Annotated in this window: 12 protein-coding genes; 7 read left to right on the forward strand and 5 right to left on the reverse strand. The window is 40.7% G+C overall.

Annotation, left to right across the window (positions count from 1 at the left end; genetic code table 11):
- The first annotated feature begins 155 nt into the window (after positions 1-155).
- The 3 genes from WSC_RS0107880 (at position 156) to WSC_RS0107890 (ending at position 5,376) form a co-directional block, all read left to right on the forward strand.
- Positions 156-3,218: a phosphorylase b kinase regulatory subunit alpha/beta gene (locus WSC_RS0107880; RefSeq protein WP_016955377.1), complete on the forward strand. Its 3,063-nt coding sequence runs from the start codon at positions 156-158 to the stop codon at positions 3,216-3,218.
- Between the two features lie 112 nt (positions 3,219-3,330).
- The gene (locus tag WSC_RS0107885) at positions 3,331-4,533 is read left to right on the forward strand and encodes a cyclic di-GMP phosphodiesterase (protein WP_016955378.1); all 1,203 of its coding nucleotides are present in this window, start codon (positions 3,331-3,333) and stop codon (positions 4,531-4,533) included.
- A gap of 48 nt (positions 4,534-4,581) precedes the next feature.
- Complete coding sequence (locus WSC_RS0107890) at positions 4,582-5,376, forward strand: S1/P1 nuclease (RefSeq protein WP_040394097.1); 795 nt, start codon at positions 4,582-4,584, stop codon at positions 5,374-5,376.
- 17 nt (positions 5,377-5,393) lie between these two features.
- On the opposite strand, the gene WSC_RS0107895 is transcribed toward WSC_RS0107890, so the two are convergent.
- The gene (locus tag WSC_RS0107895; RefSeq protein WP_016955380.1) at positions 5,394-7,178 is read right to left on the reverse strand and encodes an ABCB family ABC transporter ATP-binding protein/permease; all 1,785 of its coding nucleotides are present in this window, start codon (positions 7,176-7,178) and stop codon (positions 5,394-5,396) included.
- A 306-nt stretch (positions 7,179-7,484) separates the two neighbouring features.
- On the opposite strand from WSC_RS0107895, the gene WSC_RS0107900 reads away from it, so the two are divergent.
- From WSC_RS0107900 to WSC_RS0107915, 4 genes are all read left to right on the forward strand, one after another.
- Positions 7,485-7,742, forward strand: a complete 258-nt coding sequence (locus tag WSC_RS0107900; RefSeq protein ID WP_157447229.1) for a hypothetical protein — start codon at positions 7,485-7,487, stop codon at positions 7,740-7,742.
- Positions 7,743-7,796: 54 nt separating this feature from the next.
- The gene (locus WSC_RS0107905) at positions 7,797-8,954 is read left to right on the forward strand and encodes a hypothetical protein (protein ID WP_016955382.1); all 1,158 of its coding nucleotides are present in this window, start codon (positions 7,797-7,799) and stop codon (positions 8,952-8,954) included.
- 11 nt (positions 8,955-8,965) lie between these two features.
- Entirely contained in the window at positions 8,966-9,391 is a 426-nt protein-coding gene (locus WSC_RS0107910) for a type 2 periplasmic-binding domain-containing protein (protein WP_016955383.1), read from the forward strand.
- A 92-nt stretch (positions 9,392-9,483) separates the two neighbouring features.
- Positions 9,484-11,217, forward strand: a complete 1,734-nt coding sequence (locus tag WSC_RS0107915) for an ABC transporter substrate binding protein (protein ID WP_016955384.1) — start codon at positions 9,484-9,486, stop codon at positions 11,215-11,217.
- 22 nt (positions 11,218-11,239) lie between these two features.
- On the opposite strand, the gene hslU is transcribed toward WSC_RS0107915, so the two are convergent.
- From hslU to priA, 4 genes are all read right to left on the reverse strand, one after another.
- Positions 11,240-12,571, reverse strand: a complete 1,332-nt coding sequence (gene hslU / locus WSC_RS0107920; protein ID WP_016955385.1) for an HslU--HslV peptidase ATPase subunit — start codon at positions 12,569-12,571, stop codon at positions 11,240-11,242.
- 9 nt (positions 12,572-12,580) lie between these two features.
- Positions 12,581-13,111 carry an ATP-dependent protease subunit HslV gene (gene hslV / locus WSC_RS0107925; protein ID WP_016955386.1) on the reverse strand — a complete coding sequence of 177 codons (531 nt, stop codon included), beginning with the start codon at positions 13,109-13,111 and terminating at the stop codon, positions 12,581-12,583.
- Between the two features lie 161 nt (positions 13,112-13,272).
- On the reverse strand, positions 13,273-13,965 hold the full coding sequence (locus WSC_RS0107930) for an SPOR domain-containing protein (protein ID WP_016955387.1): 693 nt from the start codon (positions 13,963-13,965) through the stop codon (positions 13,273-13,275).
- 453 nt (positions 13,966-14,418) lie between these two features.
- Positions 14,419-16,596: a primosomal protein N' gene (gene priA, locus WSC_RS0107935; protein WP_016955388.1), complete on the reverse strand. Its 2,178-nt coding sequence runs from the start codon at positions 16,594-16,596 to the stop codon at positions 14,419-14,421.
- Positions 16,597-16,733: the final 137 nt, after the last annotated feature.

The following is a 16,733-nucleotide window of genomic DNA, read 5'->3' on the forward strand; positions in this document are numbered from 1 at the left end:
AAATTATAAAAAGGCTGCACTTAGTGTGGCCTTTTTTGTTTTTAAGCTAGATTTCAACAAGTTGTAGTAAAAATTACGCAGATACAGGTGTAAAATTTGCATAATTTGTCTAATCTAACAATAAACACACAACAAATTTTGTGCGGATAGCGACTATGAACAATACCAATATATTGAATCGTCTTTACCAAGATATCCAGGATATCATTTTAAAACGGCAACATCCGGTTACAGGTTTATTACCCGCCAGTACCGCAATTACCACACATGGTGATTACACTGATGCTTGGGTGCGTGACAACGTATACTCAATTATGAGCGTGTGGGCGCTGGGACTTGCCTATAAAAGAGTTGGCGAAACAGAACGCTCAGATGAGTTATGCCAAGCAACCATTAAGTTAATGCGTGGTTTGCTGCAATCTATGATGCGTCAGTCGGCTAAAGTTGAAAAATTTAAGCACACAATGCACGCAAAAGATGCATTACACGCTAAATATGATACAGAATCAGGGTTAACCGTAGTAGCGGATGATGCTTGGGGTCATTTACAAATAGATGCAACCTCAATATTTTTATTGATGATTGCACAAATGACAGCTTCCGGTTTACGCATCGTCAATACTTATGACGAAGTTGATTTTGTGCAAAATCTAATTTATTACATAGCCTTTGCATACAGAATTCCAGACTATGGAATATGGGAGCGCGGCAATAAAATCAACAATGGTAAAACCGAAATTAATGCAAGCTCTGTTGGCATGGCCAAAGCAGCATTACAAGCATTAGATGGCTTTAACCTGTTTGGCAAAAATGCCAGCTCTCGAGCAATTGTTCATTCAATTCCAGATGGCATTTCACGCGCGCGCAACACCCTAGCCCGTTTATTACCGCGCGAATCTATTTCTAAAGAAGTGGATAGTGCATTACTGAGTATTATTGGTTTCCCTGCTTTTGCTGTTGGTGACAAAAAACTGGTTAAAAAGACCCGAGATAAAATTCTCAACGAACTAGGTGGCCAGTACGGATGCAAGCGTTTCTTATGGGATGGTCATCAAACTGCGGTAGAAGACCATAGCCGTATTCACTATGAACATAACGAATTAACTAACTTCAAAGATATTGAATCAGAATGGCCGTTATTCTTTACCTATTTATATATTCAAGCTTTGTATGACGGCGATGAAGAACAAGCACAACATTATCGTAGCCAAATTGAAGCTATTATGGTTGAACAAGATGGTAAAATGCTTATTCCAGAGCTTTATTATTTGGACAAAGCACATGTAGCCGCAGAAAAAGAAAACCCAGGTTCGCAGCCGCGAGTCCCTAACGAAAACCTACCTTTGGTTTGGGCGCAAAGCTTGTTTTATACCGGTTTTATGATTGACGAAGGGTTAATTGAGTTGGATGATTTAGACCCATGCCAATTAAGATTTCGTTCCACCAGCCAGAACAAAACGCAAATTGCGGTTGTGATCCTAGCTGAAAACGAACAGATTAAACAATTGTTGGCCGATCATGGTGTGATAGCTGAAACACCTTCTGAAATAGCGCCTCTAAGCGTTATGTCAGCCAACCAGTTAGTTGATGCTTATCAACACTTAGGTGAAAACTCTGTATTAGGTTTAACAGGCCGACCGCGCCGTCGTATGCAAAGTTTAGCCACGGCACAAACCTACCAAATAAACGGTGCACAATATTTATGTTTATCATCTGTGCAGCAAGACAACTGCAACTACCGCAATTATGATGCTGAATTAGATTGTGAAATATTGCTCAACGAAATAAATCACATTAATAAACATTGGATTAACCGCGAAGCAGCTGTTGTTACCTATATGGTGACACAATCTATGTGCGAATCAGCGCAAACCAAACCTCTGTTTGATGCATTGAAAAAACTGCAATTGCGTAACCAGTTTAACAATGTTGGTTATGCGTCTGCGGCGCTAGCGCTTAGAGCATCACGCAACTGTAAGCTCAACTTACCTAACTTTGAATTAGCTGCAATGCAATTTACTCCAGGCTTCAATTTAGCTAATAAGGCTTATCCATTTAGCCCTGCTGCGCTCACTCCAGAACTATCAGAAAACTTTGCTGAATTAGAAAGCTGCGATGATAAGTGTTATCAGTTGCTCGTCACTTGGGCGACTAAATACAAGCTAGACGACGATGTTAGCACAGACGGAACGATTAAATTTAGACAGGTTATTGAAGCCTGTTATCAAATTGCTCGGCATAATAACTATTGGTTAACTGCACGTTGGTGCTTCTCTGCATTAGGCAAAGCACATGCAGATTTAGCCGACGATTTATCACTGTTATGCTCACGAAATCTCAGCATATTAGTTGGAACGAATAACTTAACCGTGTTAAGCGGTGACGAGTCTTTGTTAGATCAAGAAGAGCTATTACATACGCTTGATATAGCAACAACGCCATTAGAAAGAACTTTAGTCCAAGAACTGCTGGTAATATTAAGTTATACAATTAGAACAAACACTCAATTGTTTAACGGTATACGTTCAATCCACCTGCACAATATGCTCAGCATGTGTACCGAGAACAGCAGTAAACAATGTGTCACCATGGAAGCACTGGCACAACTGTCACCATATCAATTTATGCAAAAAGTGCAGGCGATATTGGAAAATCAACACAAAACCTTCGACATTGACGTTAAAGTGAGTTTTTCACGCCAAGACGGCTCACACGAATATATTGCAGAAAAACATCATGCAATGGACACAGACTGGTTATTGTGGCGCTCAGAGCGTGGCTTAATTGCAAGATTTGATGACGACTTTTTGTCGGCTATTTGGCAAAGCTTAGCTTTCTGTAAAGGTATTGTGTTTGCCGACCACGCAAACGACAAAGCCAAGTTAGACAGTGATTTAGTTACCAGCTCAATGACCCCTGGTGAAGAAAGTTTTGCAACTTTAGTCGATAAGCTCATTCAAGAAGCCCACCCAGTTTATTATAAAGCTGCGTTAGTAGAAGTGTTGGCGATTTATCATCAGTATTGCCAACAACATGAAAACAGCCAGTGCCATAATTATGTTGTATTGGGTGATATCTTAGCACAAGCAGCCTTAAAATTAGTTGAGCAGGAAGGTGAAGACAGTGCTTGTCAGAGCCATCTTGAACAATTATTAATGCGCTCTCCTGTCACTTTGCAGCATTATGTCACGCTAGTGATTAAATCTTTGTTTAACTAACGTTCTAGTTATACATTAAACCAGGCTGATATGAAGTTTCAGCCTGGTTACTTAGGCAAAATTTATAATTTTTGCTATCGTTATTACATCTAACTCTTAAAACTGGCCGACAATGCGCAAAGTCATTCCTCTCTCTGAATTAAAAATTGGCATGTATGTTATTGAAGTAACAAAACAAACAGGTCAAGTAGCGGTAAAAACCAGCGGATGGGTAAAAAAAACGCAAGTCATACAAACACTAGCCAACAAAGGAGTAGTCGAGGTTGCGATAGATCCTGACAAAACCATACACGCAGAAAACGACCAGACACGACCTGATATCCAATCTGCTCCCAGATCAACTGAACGCAAAGACAATATCAAACCTGCCAACGTTTCGTTGGAAATGAAAAAAGCGAAAAAGCTTTATTCAGAGGCAATTAATTTACAAGAGAAAATTATTAGTGACATTAAACAAGGTCACTCTATCGAAATTGCGCCGATTAAAGAGCTAACCAATCAACTGATTGATTCGATTTTTCGTAATCAAGACGCACTTGCGTGCATGACACGAATTCGCGATAAAGACGCGTACCTCTACGAACATTCGCTGAATGTGTCTATCTTAATGGCGATTTTCGCTAAACATTTAGGTTATGTCGATAAAGAGATTGAACAGCTGGCACAAAGTGCTTTTTTACATGATATAGGCAAAGTTTTAGTGCCGGACGAAATTCTCCACAAACCTTCACGTTTGACTGAAGATGAATTCGAAATCATGCAAAAACATGTCGAATATGGTGTTGAAACCTTGCAACAAAGCCAAGGTATCAGTGAACAATGCATTGAAATAGTCAGCTTACACCATGAAAAGCTCAACGGCTGTGGCTATCCCAAAGGGTTGACACAAGAGCAAATCAATCAAGCTGGCCGTATGTTAACCATAGTAGATATCTACGATGCAATGACAGCCGAGCGGGTTTATAAAAAAGGTATGACCCCAAGTGCCGCATTTAAAATTATGTTATCTATGGCGCCCGCAGAATTAGATGCAGAATTATTGCAACAGTTTATAAAATGTATGGGCATACACCCTGTTGGTACAGTTGTGTTGTTAAATAGCGGCAAGCTGGCGATAGTGACAGAAGCCAATAGAATTAACCCACTACAACCTGTAGTTAAGGTTTTTTATCATGTTAAACACAAACGTTATTCAGAAATTAAAGACGTAAATTTAGCTAAAGCTGGGTGTACTGAAAGTATCGACAAAGCGGTCAAACCAGAACAATTTGGTGTTGAATTAATTAAGTTTTTTAAACAAGTTTTAAGTAATTAGATGTTAAGCTCTGTGTTAAGTTAAATTTTAACGCATCAGACAATTGCAGTGAAAACACTCAAGCTATCTATTTTACTTATTATCTTATCCGCAACTCATGTAAAAGTCGCTCATGCATGGGGGCCAATGGGCCATGAGCTCATTGGTGAATTAGCTGAACCTATGTTAAAACCAGCGAGCAAAGACAAAATAGCCCAATTACTTGGCGATGAAACTATTGCGCATGCCACAACCTATTTGGATAGAATGCGTGGGCAAAAAGATAAGTTCTGGCAAAAAACCGCATCCCCTTGGCATTATGTCACTGTACCTAACCAACAAAACTACCAAGCAAACTTACACGCACCGAAAAGAGGTGACGCTTACACAGCATTGATGCACTACAGCAAACAACTGGCTCAAAGTACTAATAGCGAACAACAAAAATTAGCTTTGTACTTTGTATTGCATTTGGTTGGAGATATTCACCAACCATTGCATGCTGGCAATGGTGAAGATAGAGGAGGCAATGATTTTGCTGTCTACTTTCAAAACAAACGAACCAATATGCATAGGTTGTGGGACAGCCAGATGCTTGCAACTCACAAACATAGTTATTGGATAAAAACACTATCGGCAAAAATAAGTGCTTTATCCAACAACAGCAAACAAGAGTGGCAAAACAGCACAGCAATTGATTGGATAAACGAAAGTGTCCAGATTAGACAAAACATTTATCCTGCCAAAGAAAAAGCGCAAATCAGCCAAAGTTACCTAGAGAATAACTTAAGCATAAGCGAACAGCGAATTATCCAAGCAGCTGTGCGGCTTGCGCATCAACTCAATATTCTATTGGCAGACTAACCGCAAGCTTAGCATGTTTAACTTTGTTGCTGCTGCGCTTGCCACAAATTGAAATAGTGGCCTTGCTTATGCAGCAGCTCAGCATGCGTCCCTTGTTCAACCAGTTGGCCTTTGTCTAATACGATAATTTTATCGGCATCTACAATAGTTGATAACCTATGTGCAATCACTATGCTAGTGTGGCCACTGGCGTACTGATTAAAAGCGCGCATAATAGCGCGTTCAGCGTTTGAATCTAACGAAGACGTTGCTTCATCAAAAACCAAAATAGGTGAATTTTTTAAAATTGCCCGCGCAATCGCAACTCGCTGCTTCTCGCCACCTGATAATTTAAGCCCACGCTCACCTACTTTCGTTTGTAACCCTTCAGGTAAAGATGCAACAAATTCGGCTAAACTTGCCAGTTCAACTGCTTTCTCAACGTCAGCTTCACTCGCATCCTGTTTACCGTATTGGATGTTGTTAAATAAAGTATCGTTAAACAAAACTGTATCTTGCGGCACTATGCTAATGTTTTTTCGCAAAGATAATAAAGTTTGTTGCTGAATATATTGTCCATCAATCAATATTTGACCACCAGTTACATCATAAAAACGATAAAGCAATTTTACTAGGGTCGATTTACCAGAGCCACTGTGTCCCACTACAGCAACTTTATGGCCAGCTTCTACCTCAAAACTAACATGCTGCAAAATGTTACGTTCAGTTTGATACGAAAAATGAACCTGCTTAAATTCAATTTTACCGCGGGTAACTTCTAGCTCTTTGGCATCTTGCAAATCCATGGTTTTAGGTTTGCGTTTTAGTAAATCAAACATATGCTCGATATTGGCAAGCGAGCCTTTTATTTCTCGATAGACAAAACCAAGAAAATTGAGCGGTAAAAACAACTGCATCATAAACGCGTTGACCAAAACAAAGTCACCAATTGTCATTGCATCTAAGCTCACCTGATAGGCTGCTAAAATCATCATACTTGCCATAGCTAAAGAAATAACCAAAGCTTGACCTGCGTTAAGCACAAACAAAGATAACCTATTTTTACGTTTTGCTATTTCCCACTCTGCAAGTGCGCCGTCGTAGCGCTGTGCTTCGTAAGCTTCGTTATTAAAATACTTAACGGTTTCATAATTTAATAAACTGTCTATCGCTCGAGTGCTACTGCTCGAATCAGCTTTTGCCGCCGCTTTAACATATCCGGTGCGCCATTCAGTTGCCCAAACTGAAAAACCAACATAACAAACAATTGCCACGACAATAATTAACGCAAACGGCCAGCCATAATTAACTAGAAACAACCCAACAACAAAACTTATTTCCAACAAAGTTGGGCCGATATTGAACACCATAAAACGCATTAAAAAGCTGACGCCGTGTGTACCACGGTCAATATCACGAGCAATACCACCTGTCTGGCGGGTTAAATGAAAATCTAAATCAAGTTGGTGTAAATGTTTAAAAACGCCAAGGCCAAGGCGACGCATGGCGCGCTCAGTAACCCGGCCAAATAAAGTGTCGCGAATTTCACCAATCAAGGTATTTAAAAAACGCACAACCCCATAGGCTATCAACAGGCTTATTGGCACAGCTAACCACCCCTGAGCGCCATTGTTTGTGTTTAAGTCGTCAACTATATGCTTTAAGACAAACGGCAAAGTCACCCCCGCAACTTTCGCCAATACTAAACACAACAGCGCCAAAATGATCCGACTCTTAAATTCCAACAGATATGGCCAGATTTGCCGAATAACTTGCCAATTTAATGTTTGATTTTCAAAATCATTGAAGTGGGATGGGCGCATATCGTTATTATCTCTTTAATAGAATTGTCTTAATTAACCTAACCTTTGGATTTGAACAAAATTTATTCCCCAAAGATCAACAGGCTATAGCTTATCTTAATCGGTTTCGTTGGAAAATTCCGCGGCCATTTACTAGAAAAATAGTGCAAAGCTTATTCTCTGCTACACTTTAATCGGAATCCAAGCGACTTCTACTTTCAGTACGGAAGAGGGCAATTCATGTTTTTACTGCGAATTTCGCACAAACTAATGGCTGTGGGAGCAATCACAATCTTATCATTTGTGGTCGCCCAATGTTATGCGCAAATGACCAAAAGGCAAAATACACTTTCACTGCAAAAACGTCAGAGCCGTCTATACCCTATTTTAGAATTTATCGTCGCCATTGCGATTGTCGCAATTTTCGATAAATTCGAATCATTATTAAATAATGTTGGCAATTTATTAGATACCATTCAAAATCTAGCAGAGCAAACCACGCAACATAAAAAATTCAGAGTCACCGAAGATACAGTCTGCATCACAACTGCACTTAGAAAGTTGTCTTCGCAGTTTAAAGTGTAAGACCTTCAAACAAGGTATAAATAAAACTATAGCAGTAACCTTAGGAGCATTTTTATGATTCGAAATAGACTTAAACAGTCAGTTTGTGCACTAGCCCTGCTCTCCTGCGGCCATTCTTTAGCACATGCTGGCGATTTTAACTTTTCAGGTTTTATGTCGATAGGCGGTGGCTTTGTGGACGACGAATCAGCCCGAAGTTACGCTGGTTATGCAGAAGAAGACATCACTTTCGACAATAGCTTGCTTGGTATCCAATTTTCTTCTGATATTGCAAATGAGCTGACTGCAACCGTGCAATTAACCGCTCGCAACACAGACGGCTTTAAAGTTGAAGCTGAATGGGCTTACGTTAGTTGGCAAGCTACCGACGAAAGCACAGTTAGGATTGGTCGTTTACGAACACCCTTTTACATGTATTCGGATTATTTAGATGTTGGTTACGCTTATCCATGGATTGCTCCACCCAACGAAGTATATTACCTGCCGTTTAACAATGTGAACGGTATCGACTTATACACCACAGGTACACTCGGTAGTTTTGACACAACAATGCAAGTGTATTTTGGAAGCTTTACCGACGAGTTAAATGAACGCGGGGTCGATATTGAAGCAAAAACTCGTAACCAACTCGGTTTTGCCGGAACGCTCGCCAAAGATTGGTGGACCTTTAGAGCTGCTTACCATATGGCCAAATTGTCAATTAACCTTGAAGCTCTGCCTGACGTACCTGAGCTATTGCAGACTTTACAAGGTGCGGGATTTTCAAGAAACGCTGACAGATTCCGAATCGACGAAGATGATGCAAAGTTTATTGAGCTAGGCCTAAATATAGACACAGGCACCTTTGTAGCTGCTGCTGAACATGTTGAATTAAGATTTGAAGACGAAACCTTATACGCCGACAACATTCGCCAATTTGTCATGTTAGGTGTACGAACCGGTGACTGGTTAATTCACTTAACCGCCTCTAAAGCAGATGATGAAGCATCTAATTTATCTCAAGGTATTCCAGTAACACCACAAACAGCAGAGCTGATAGCAGAGCTAAATGCACAAGCGGCAGGCGAAGCAAATAAACGGGATGTAATTAGCCTTGGAACACGCTGGGACATCACAGCTGGTACAGCGCTCAAGTTTCAATACAGTGATGTTGATCGCGATGGGCAAAAACGCCAAAAAGTTTATGCCTTTGCTCTGCAAACGGTATTTTAAGGAGATTAAGCATGTCTAAATTTAAAGCAATAATTGCTGCGATCGGCTTGATCCTTGCTCCTATCGCAGCTTTTGCTGAAGTCGTAGTGGTTGTACATCCATCTGTCGCTTTTGATTCAATGTCAGCGGATGAAGTTTCAAGGCTCTTTCTTGGCAAATCGAAAAAATTTCCAGACGGCTCAACAGCTTTTCCGCTCAACCAGGATGAAGGAATGACTGCCAGAGAAACCTTTAACGAGAAAATTTGTAAGAAAAATGCTTCTCAATATAAGGCTTATTGGTCTAAGTTGGTATTTACCGGTAAAGGTACACCACCAAAAGATGCTGGAGACGCCAATGCCGTTAAAGCATTAATTTCGTCCAATCCGAATATGGTGGGTTATATCGACTCCAGCTTAGTTGACGCTAGTGTCAAAGTAGTCTTTAAACTCAAATAAGCGAAATAACACACGTGTGGCGTTCTGTAACGCCGCACGTAAAAATTTCAGCTATACTAAAAAACAGCAATTAATAGTAAACGGTTAGTTCCATGAAAGCAGTCTTGTTGATTTGCTTTGTATTTTCTGTCGTATGCAGCAAGGAAGCCGTTTGTAATGATACAGAAACCAAAGCACGTATTTTATTAATTAATTCTTACCACCCTCAGTACGATTGGACCGCACAGCTAACGCAGGGGGTAAAAAATACTCTAAACGATTTTTTACCTAGTGAAAATTTCCACGTTGAATATATGGACGCACGTAGATTTGTTGCGGACGCGGTACACGAGCAACTTATAACCCAACTGTTATTACATAAATACCGTAGTTTTAAACCAGACGTAGTCATTACTGCAGACGATGCTGCTTTTTATTTTCTAATTGAACACCCTGAGTTGTTCGCTAATACGCCTGTGGTATTTGGCGGGGTAAACGTATTTAAACCTGAGCTTTTGCAAGATAGAGACAACTTCACCGGCATACTAGAGGGGATGGAAATATCTGGTAATATTAAGCTGATTGAACAAATTCAGCCCAAAGTTGAACAAGTTATTTTATTATCAGATAAAACCGAGCTAGGCGCTCGAATGACTGACCAAGCTAGATTAGAGTTGGCAAAACTAACAACTCGACTATCGGTTAAAATTTGGGATGACTTTTCCTTAGCTGAATTACATCAGAGTGTAAATACTGCTTCTGCAAATACAGCTTATCTGATCTTAGGCATGCACAGAGACCGCAACGGTCAATATATCTCTTTTTCCGAGCACCTTCTCCCACTAACTAATTTGAGTAAAGTCCCTATTTATGGGATGTGGGGCGCGGTTCTAATTAACCAAGGTGTCATGGGTGGACTGATGAATAATCCGCTACAACATGGCGCGAGTTTAGCGCAAATAGCTAAAGATATAATCCGAGGCAAGCAGGTATCTGATATCCCCATTCGCGATAAATCCGATTTTGTGCCAACTTTTAATTATAGACAACTTCAGCGCTTCAACATCAACTTAGATAGGCTGCCAAAAGCCAGTAAAATTCATGGTAGAACCGAAAGCTTTTATCAAAAACATACCGAAATTGTCCACGCTAGCTTAGCCATATTAACCATTTTATTAGCGGCGATCGCGCTACTAGCCTTGAACATACAAAGACGTATGCACGCAGAGAAACAGTTATTGCAATTAAATAAAGTGTTGGATGACAAAGTTCGTAGCCGCACAGAAAAACTACAAGACGCCAATGTACAGTTAAATAGCATGATGGATGAGCTGAAACAACTCGCCCATACAGATCCCCTCACCTCATTGTATAACCGCCGTGCAGGCATGAAGAAGCTCAATAAATTAGTCACCCGGTGCATAAGTTCAGACAAAGAGCTCAGCGTGGTATTGTTAGACATAGACTATTTCAAACGCATCAATGACAACTATGGCCACGATGAAGGGGATAGAGTACTTGTTGAAATAGCCAAAACACTTGATGAGGGTATTCGTCCAACTGATTTTCTCTACCGCTGGGGCGGTGAAGAATTTTTGTTGTTGTTTCCTAACACAAGTAGTTTAGACACAACAAGTTTGTGCAAACGCCTACAAAGTATGACAAGCAATATATTGGTCGCAAACGAGTACAGTGTGACTTTTAGTGCAGGCATAGCCCAACTTACAAAAGATGAATCTTCAGCTGAATTGTTAAAACGAGCGGATGAAGCTTTATATCAAGCAAAAGGCAATGGCAGAAACAGAGTTGAGGTGAGTTTAAACTTGCAGATAAACTCTACTGGTTAGCAGAGTTTATCTGGCCATAAAATTAAAGGATAAAGCGCGACAAGTCTTCGTCTTCAATTACATCATTGAGGTATTTGTTGACGTAAGCCGCATCAACTGTCAGTTGCTCCCCGTCTTTTTCACTGGCATCAAATGAAATTTCTTCCATCAGCTTTTCCATCACAGTATGTAAACGACGTGCGCCAATATTCTCAGTACGCTCATTTACCTGCCATGCTGCCTCAGCAATACGTTTAATTCCATCTTCAGTAAAATCAACCTTTACACCTTCAGTGGCTAATAATGCACTGTATTGCTCAGTTAATGACGCATTGGTATCAGTTAAAATAGAGACAAAATCTTCAGTGGTTAACGCCGACAACTCAACTCGAATTGGCAAACGACCTTGCAATTCTGGGATTAAGTCTGACGGTTTCGCCATTTGGAATGCACCAGATGCGATAAACAAGATGTGATCAGTTTTCACCATGCCGTGTTTAGTGGTCACTGTTGAACCTTCAACCAAAGGTAATAAATCACGTTGCACACCTTCACGTGATACATCTGGGCCACTGCTCTCACCACGTTTACAAATCTTGTCGATTTCGTCGATAAATACAATGCCGTTCTGTTCAACTGCGTTGATCGCTTCTTCTTTTAAATCTTCTTGATTGACCATGCGCGCAGCTTCTTCTTCAATCAATAATTTAAAAGCTTCTTTCACTTTTAGTTTGCGCGATTTAGTGGTTGAACCAGATAAATTCTGAAACATGCTTTGCAGCTGGTTCGTCATGTCTTCCATACCTGGAGGTGCCATAATTTCTACACCGACCTGCGGCGCTGCAATATCAATCTCGATTTCTTTGTCGTCTAGCTGTTTTTCACGGAGTTTTTTGCGGAAAACTTGACGGGTTGAGCTATCCGTTGCTGGCTCAGAATCGTCTCCAAATGGCGTTTTTGCGCGTGGCAATAATGCATCTAAAATGCGCTCTTCTGCCGCTTCTTCAGCTCTGTGTTTAACTTTTTGGGTTGCTTGCTCGCGAGTCATTTTTACCGAAATATCTACCAAATCACGAATGATGGTTTCTACTTCTTTGCCAACATAACCCACTTCAGTAAATTTAGTCGCCTCTACTTTAATAAAAGGGGCATTCGCAAGCTTAGCTAAGCGGCGTGCTATTTCAGTTTTACCAACACCAGTTGGGCCTATCATCAATATATTTTTTGGTGTTACTTCTTGGCGCAATTCTTCATCCAATTGCATACGACGCCAGCGATTTCTTAGCGCTATCGCTACCGCTTTTTTGGCATTTTTTTGGCCGATAATATGGCGATTTAATTCGTGAACAATTTCTCTAGGGGTCATTTGTGACATATCACGCTCCTACTTGTTTGCGTCTAATTCTTCAATGGTTTGGCTATGGTTGGTGTACACACAAATGTCCCCGGCCAATTTCAAACTTTTTTCAACAATTTCTTTAGCTGATAAATCAGTATTTTCTAATAATGCAGTTGCCGCAGCTTGCGCATACGGGCCACCTGAGCCTATGGCAATTAAGTCATGCTCTGGCTGAATTACATCACCATTACCTGTGATAATTAACGAAGCTTCTTCGTCGGCAACCGCCAATAAAGCTTCTAAACGGCGTAGTGCTCGATCGGTGCGCCAATCTTTTGCGAGCTCAACGGCTGCACGGGTTAAATGCCCTTGGTGAATTTCTAATTTGCTTTCAAAACGCTCAAATAAGGTAAAAGCATCCGCCGTACCACCAGCAAAACCAGCCAATACTTTATTGTGGTATAAACGGCGAACTTTGCGCGCATTACCTTTCATTACTGTGTTACCCAGTGATACTTGGCCATCACCGCCTATTACCACTTTGCCACCACGGCGCACAGATACAATAGTAGTCATATTCTTTCCTCGTTATGCGAGATAACTCAAATGTGAGTCAAAAAATCCAAACTAATTAAGACAACAATAGACCCACAGCTGTGTTGCTGTAGGTCAAATATTAAATGCTAGTTTGGTGAGTTAATGTCTTTGCTTAGTAGATGGGGGGGATTTTTACCAAATCAAGACCAATACCAAATTTGGCAACTATTGATTTTGATATCTTGCAATCTATGTCGGTCAGCTTCGGCATCACGTTTAGAATCGTAAGGGCCAAGGACAACTTTATACCAAATACCACTTTGCCCTTCACTTTGCTGAATTGTTGATTCTAAACCGGCAAACGCTATCTTTGCTTTCATCGCATTAGCTTGTTGTTCACTTCTAAACGAAGCACATTGCATTTTATAAGGGCGTTTAGGGCCATCTTCGCGCTCCGGCACATCTACCTCTACCTCTTTGTTTTCCAGCTCTTTTACATATTCCCATTTTTCTTCAGGAACTTTGGGTAAAGGTTTCTGTTTATTCTGAGGTTTTTCTACTGCAGGTTGATTAACAGCTTCACTTGGTGCTCGGTCTTTGATTGACCATAAAAAATAGGCAAATCCACCAATAATAGCCACAACCAAGACTAAGAATATTAGTGCTTTAGGCTTTTTAGAAGGAGGCGGCGGTGGTGGCGCTGCTTGTGCTCCACGTTTTGCTCTACTTGCTGGTTTACCTTTTTTTACGTAGTCGCGTGCCATAATGCTTAATTGGTTATTGCTGATAAATTTTGCATACGAGTATAAAGGCCATTTAATTGAGTTAAAACCGTTATAAGTGCAACTAATTGAAAAAATTATTTGGTTGGTTAAATTAGCTGCGATTTGCACTAGGAGTAAACAAGCTCGAATGAAACATAATGTTCGAAAAGCGCTATTGTTGCAGAGTAACCAAGCCCAGCTGAAGCATAATTTTCTAAAATCGCTGTAAATCCATCCTTGGAAGCTCCCAAACGTCGTCCAAGACGTTTGAAGTTTTAGAAAATCAGCATTCAGCTAGACTTTTATCAAGCATTTTTATTGCGAAGAAGGAACAGCACTACTGAAGTAAGGAATGCTGGTAGCGGGTGTTTTTCGCAAAACTTCCAATCGGTAGGGATACCGTTTGAGAGCGCGTCATGGATGGCCTCGCAGCGATTTTGCGAAAAATATCGCTGCCAACATGACCTTCCCTGCCACGACAAACAAAGCGCACATTGAAGCATTCACTGTACTTGCGCGATAGTTATGAACTGGCGATTTCCCTATATTGCACAGAAGTTGCAGCGACAAAATTCGAAAGGATTAGCCATTCAAATCAAGCGGGTCAACATCAAATAACCAACGTACTTTTTGGGCAAAATCATTCTGTTCAAGCGACGCAGTTAATTGATTCATTGCCGCATTTAACATACTGCGCTGCTTCGCACTAAAAATAATGATTTGTCGATATTTACCCGCACGTTTTTCTTGCGGCGCTGGCATATTGGCAAATACCTCCACGCCTTGATAATGGCGACAAATTTGCTCAGAAAACAAGCTATCGATTTGCTGTGAAACTTGTTCTACTAACTGCTGATTTTGTGCCTCCATTCGTAAAATACACCAATATTGATAAGGTGGAAGCTGGCTATCTGCTCGCTCTTTTAATAGTAGTTGCGCAAGTTCGGTATAACCCTTTTCGATTAAGGTATTCAGATAGTTGTGATTTGGGAAATGAGTTTGCACCACCACTTGACCCGTTTTTTCAGCACGACCGGCACGCCCTGCCACCTGCACTAACAACTGCGCCATTTTTTCAGCCGCTCTAAAATCAGTGCTATACAAAGCATTATCTAAATTGACAATAACAGTTAAAGTTAACTGAGGAAAATGATGCCCCTTCGCCAACATCTGGGTGCCAATTAATAACTTGTGTTCACCAGCTTGAATAGCATTTAACTTAGCTTCTAGCTCACCTTTGCGTCTAACACTATCTCGGTCAATCCGAACTGGATTTGCATCCAAAAAACGCTGCTGTAGCCATTCTTCTAACTGCTCAGTCCCTATGCCCCAATCAACAATTTGGCTAGAGCCACATTCAGCGCATTGGGCAGGCGGTTTAGCATAATAACCACAATGGTGGCAGTTCACTTGTTGAATGTTCCTGTGATAAGTCAGGTGTTTATCACAACGTTCACATTCTGCGACCCAACCACATTCATGACAAATAAGCGCAGGTGAATAACCACGGCGATTTAAAAACACCAAGACCTGCTGACCTGCAGCTAAATGTTTTTCCATCAACTGCACCACAGTATAAGCAAGGCCAGACTGCAAAGGTTGATGTTTGATATCGATTAACTGTGGTTTAGGTGGCAATTTCGCCGTTGCACGCTTATGTAGGTGTAACCAATTAAATTTTCCAGCCTGTGCATTAGCTAATGATTCTAACGACGGGGTCGCACTGCCTAAAACAATTGGACAGTTTTGATCAGCGGCGCGTTTAATCGCAACATCTCTCGCGTTATAACGCAAACCATCTTGCTGTTTATACGAGGCGTCGTGCTCTTCATCTAATACAATCAAACCTAATTCAGCCGCTGGCACCATAACAGCGGAGCGTGTGCCGATAATAATTCGACTTATGCCTAACCAAGCTTTCAACCAAGCATTGTGCCTTTCACTATCATTAAGCTCCGAATGCAGTACTGACATTTGACAATGAAAACGTTGTTGAAAGCGTTGCAAGGTTTGTGGGGTTAAACCAATTTCTGGCACCAAAATCAGCACTTGTTTATTTTGTGCTAAAACATCGGCCATTAAGCGCATATACACTTCAGTTTTACCGCTACCTGTTACCCCTTGCAGTAAATGCACAGCAAAATTATTTTTGCTTTGAATATTAGTTATGACCTGCTGCTGTTCATCTGTTAAGCCATGTTCACTAGGCTGAATTTCAACTTGTTTATTGGTTAATAAATCAGTGTTTTCTTCAATCAGCTGTTTGTCGGCAAGTTGTTTAATTTGCGCACTAGAAAAACCATCTTCTTTTAATAAACTTTGTGCTGTTGGCCCTAGTTTCTTCAGTAGATGAAATAAAGCCTGTTGTTTATAAGCTCGGCCTTCCGGCGCTTTTGCTCCTGCAACCACTTGCCAAATTGGCTCTTCGAGTAATTCGGTTGGCGCGCCGTTTTTTAGTTTTTTTGGCAATAAGTTAACGTACACTTCACCCATTGGGCACAAATAATACTGCTGTAACCAAGCAAGTGTTTTCAACATCTGTTGGTTATATATAGGGCGAGAATCTAGTACTTGAATAACAGGTTTAATTTTGTTGGCTGGATAGTCTGATTCGAGCTTAGTATTAACCACTAAGCCAACTAGTTTTTGCCGACCAAAAGGCACCTCCACACGCACACCAATTTGACAGCTTTGCCCATCCGGCAAACGATAATCAAATAACCTACGTAACGGTAAAGCTAATGCGACCTGTACAAACAAAAAACCAAGCTCCGAAAAACTGTTAAATTAGCTGCACTTTATACAGCAATGTAGCGTCAGTTTGAATGTAAATTTTACTGGTTTTTATCTGTCTATTGGTATAAAATCCACCGCCATTATATGACGAAGGCTAAATG

The organism is Catenovulum agarivorans YM01 (assembly GCF_000281085.1).
Taxonomy (GTDB): Bacteria; Pseudomonadota; Gammaproteobacteria; order Enterobacterales; family Alteromonadaceae; genus Catenovulum; species Catenovulum agarivorans.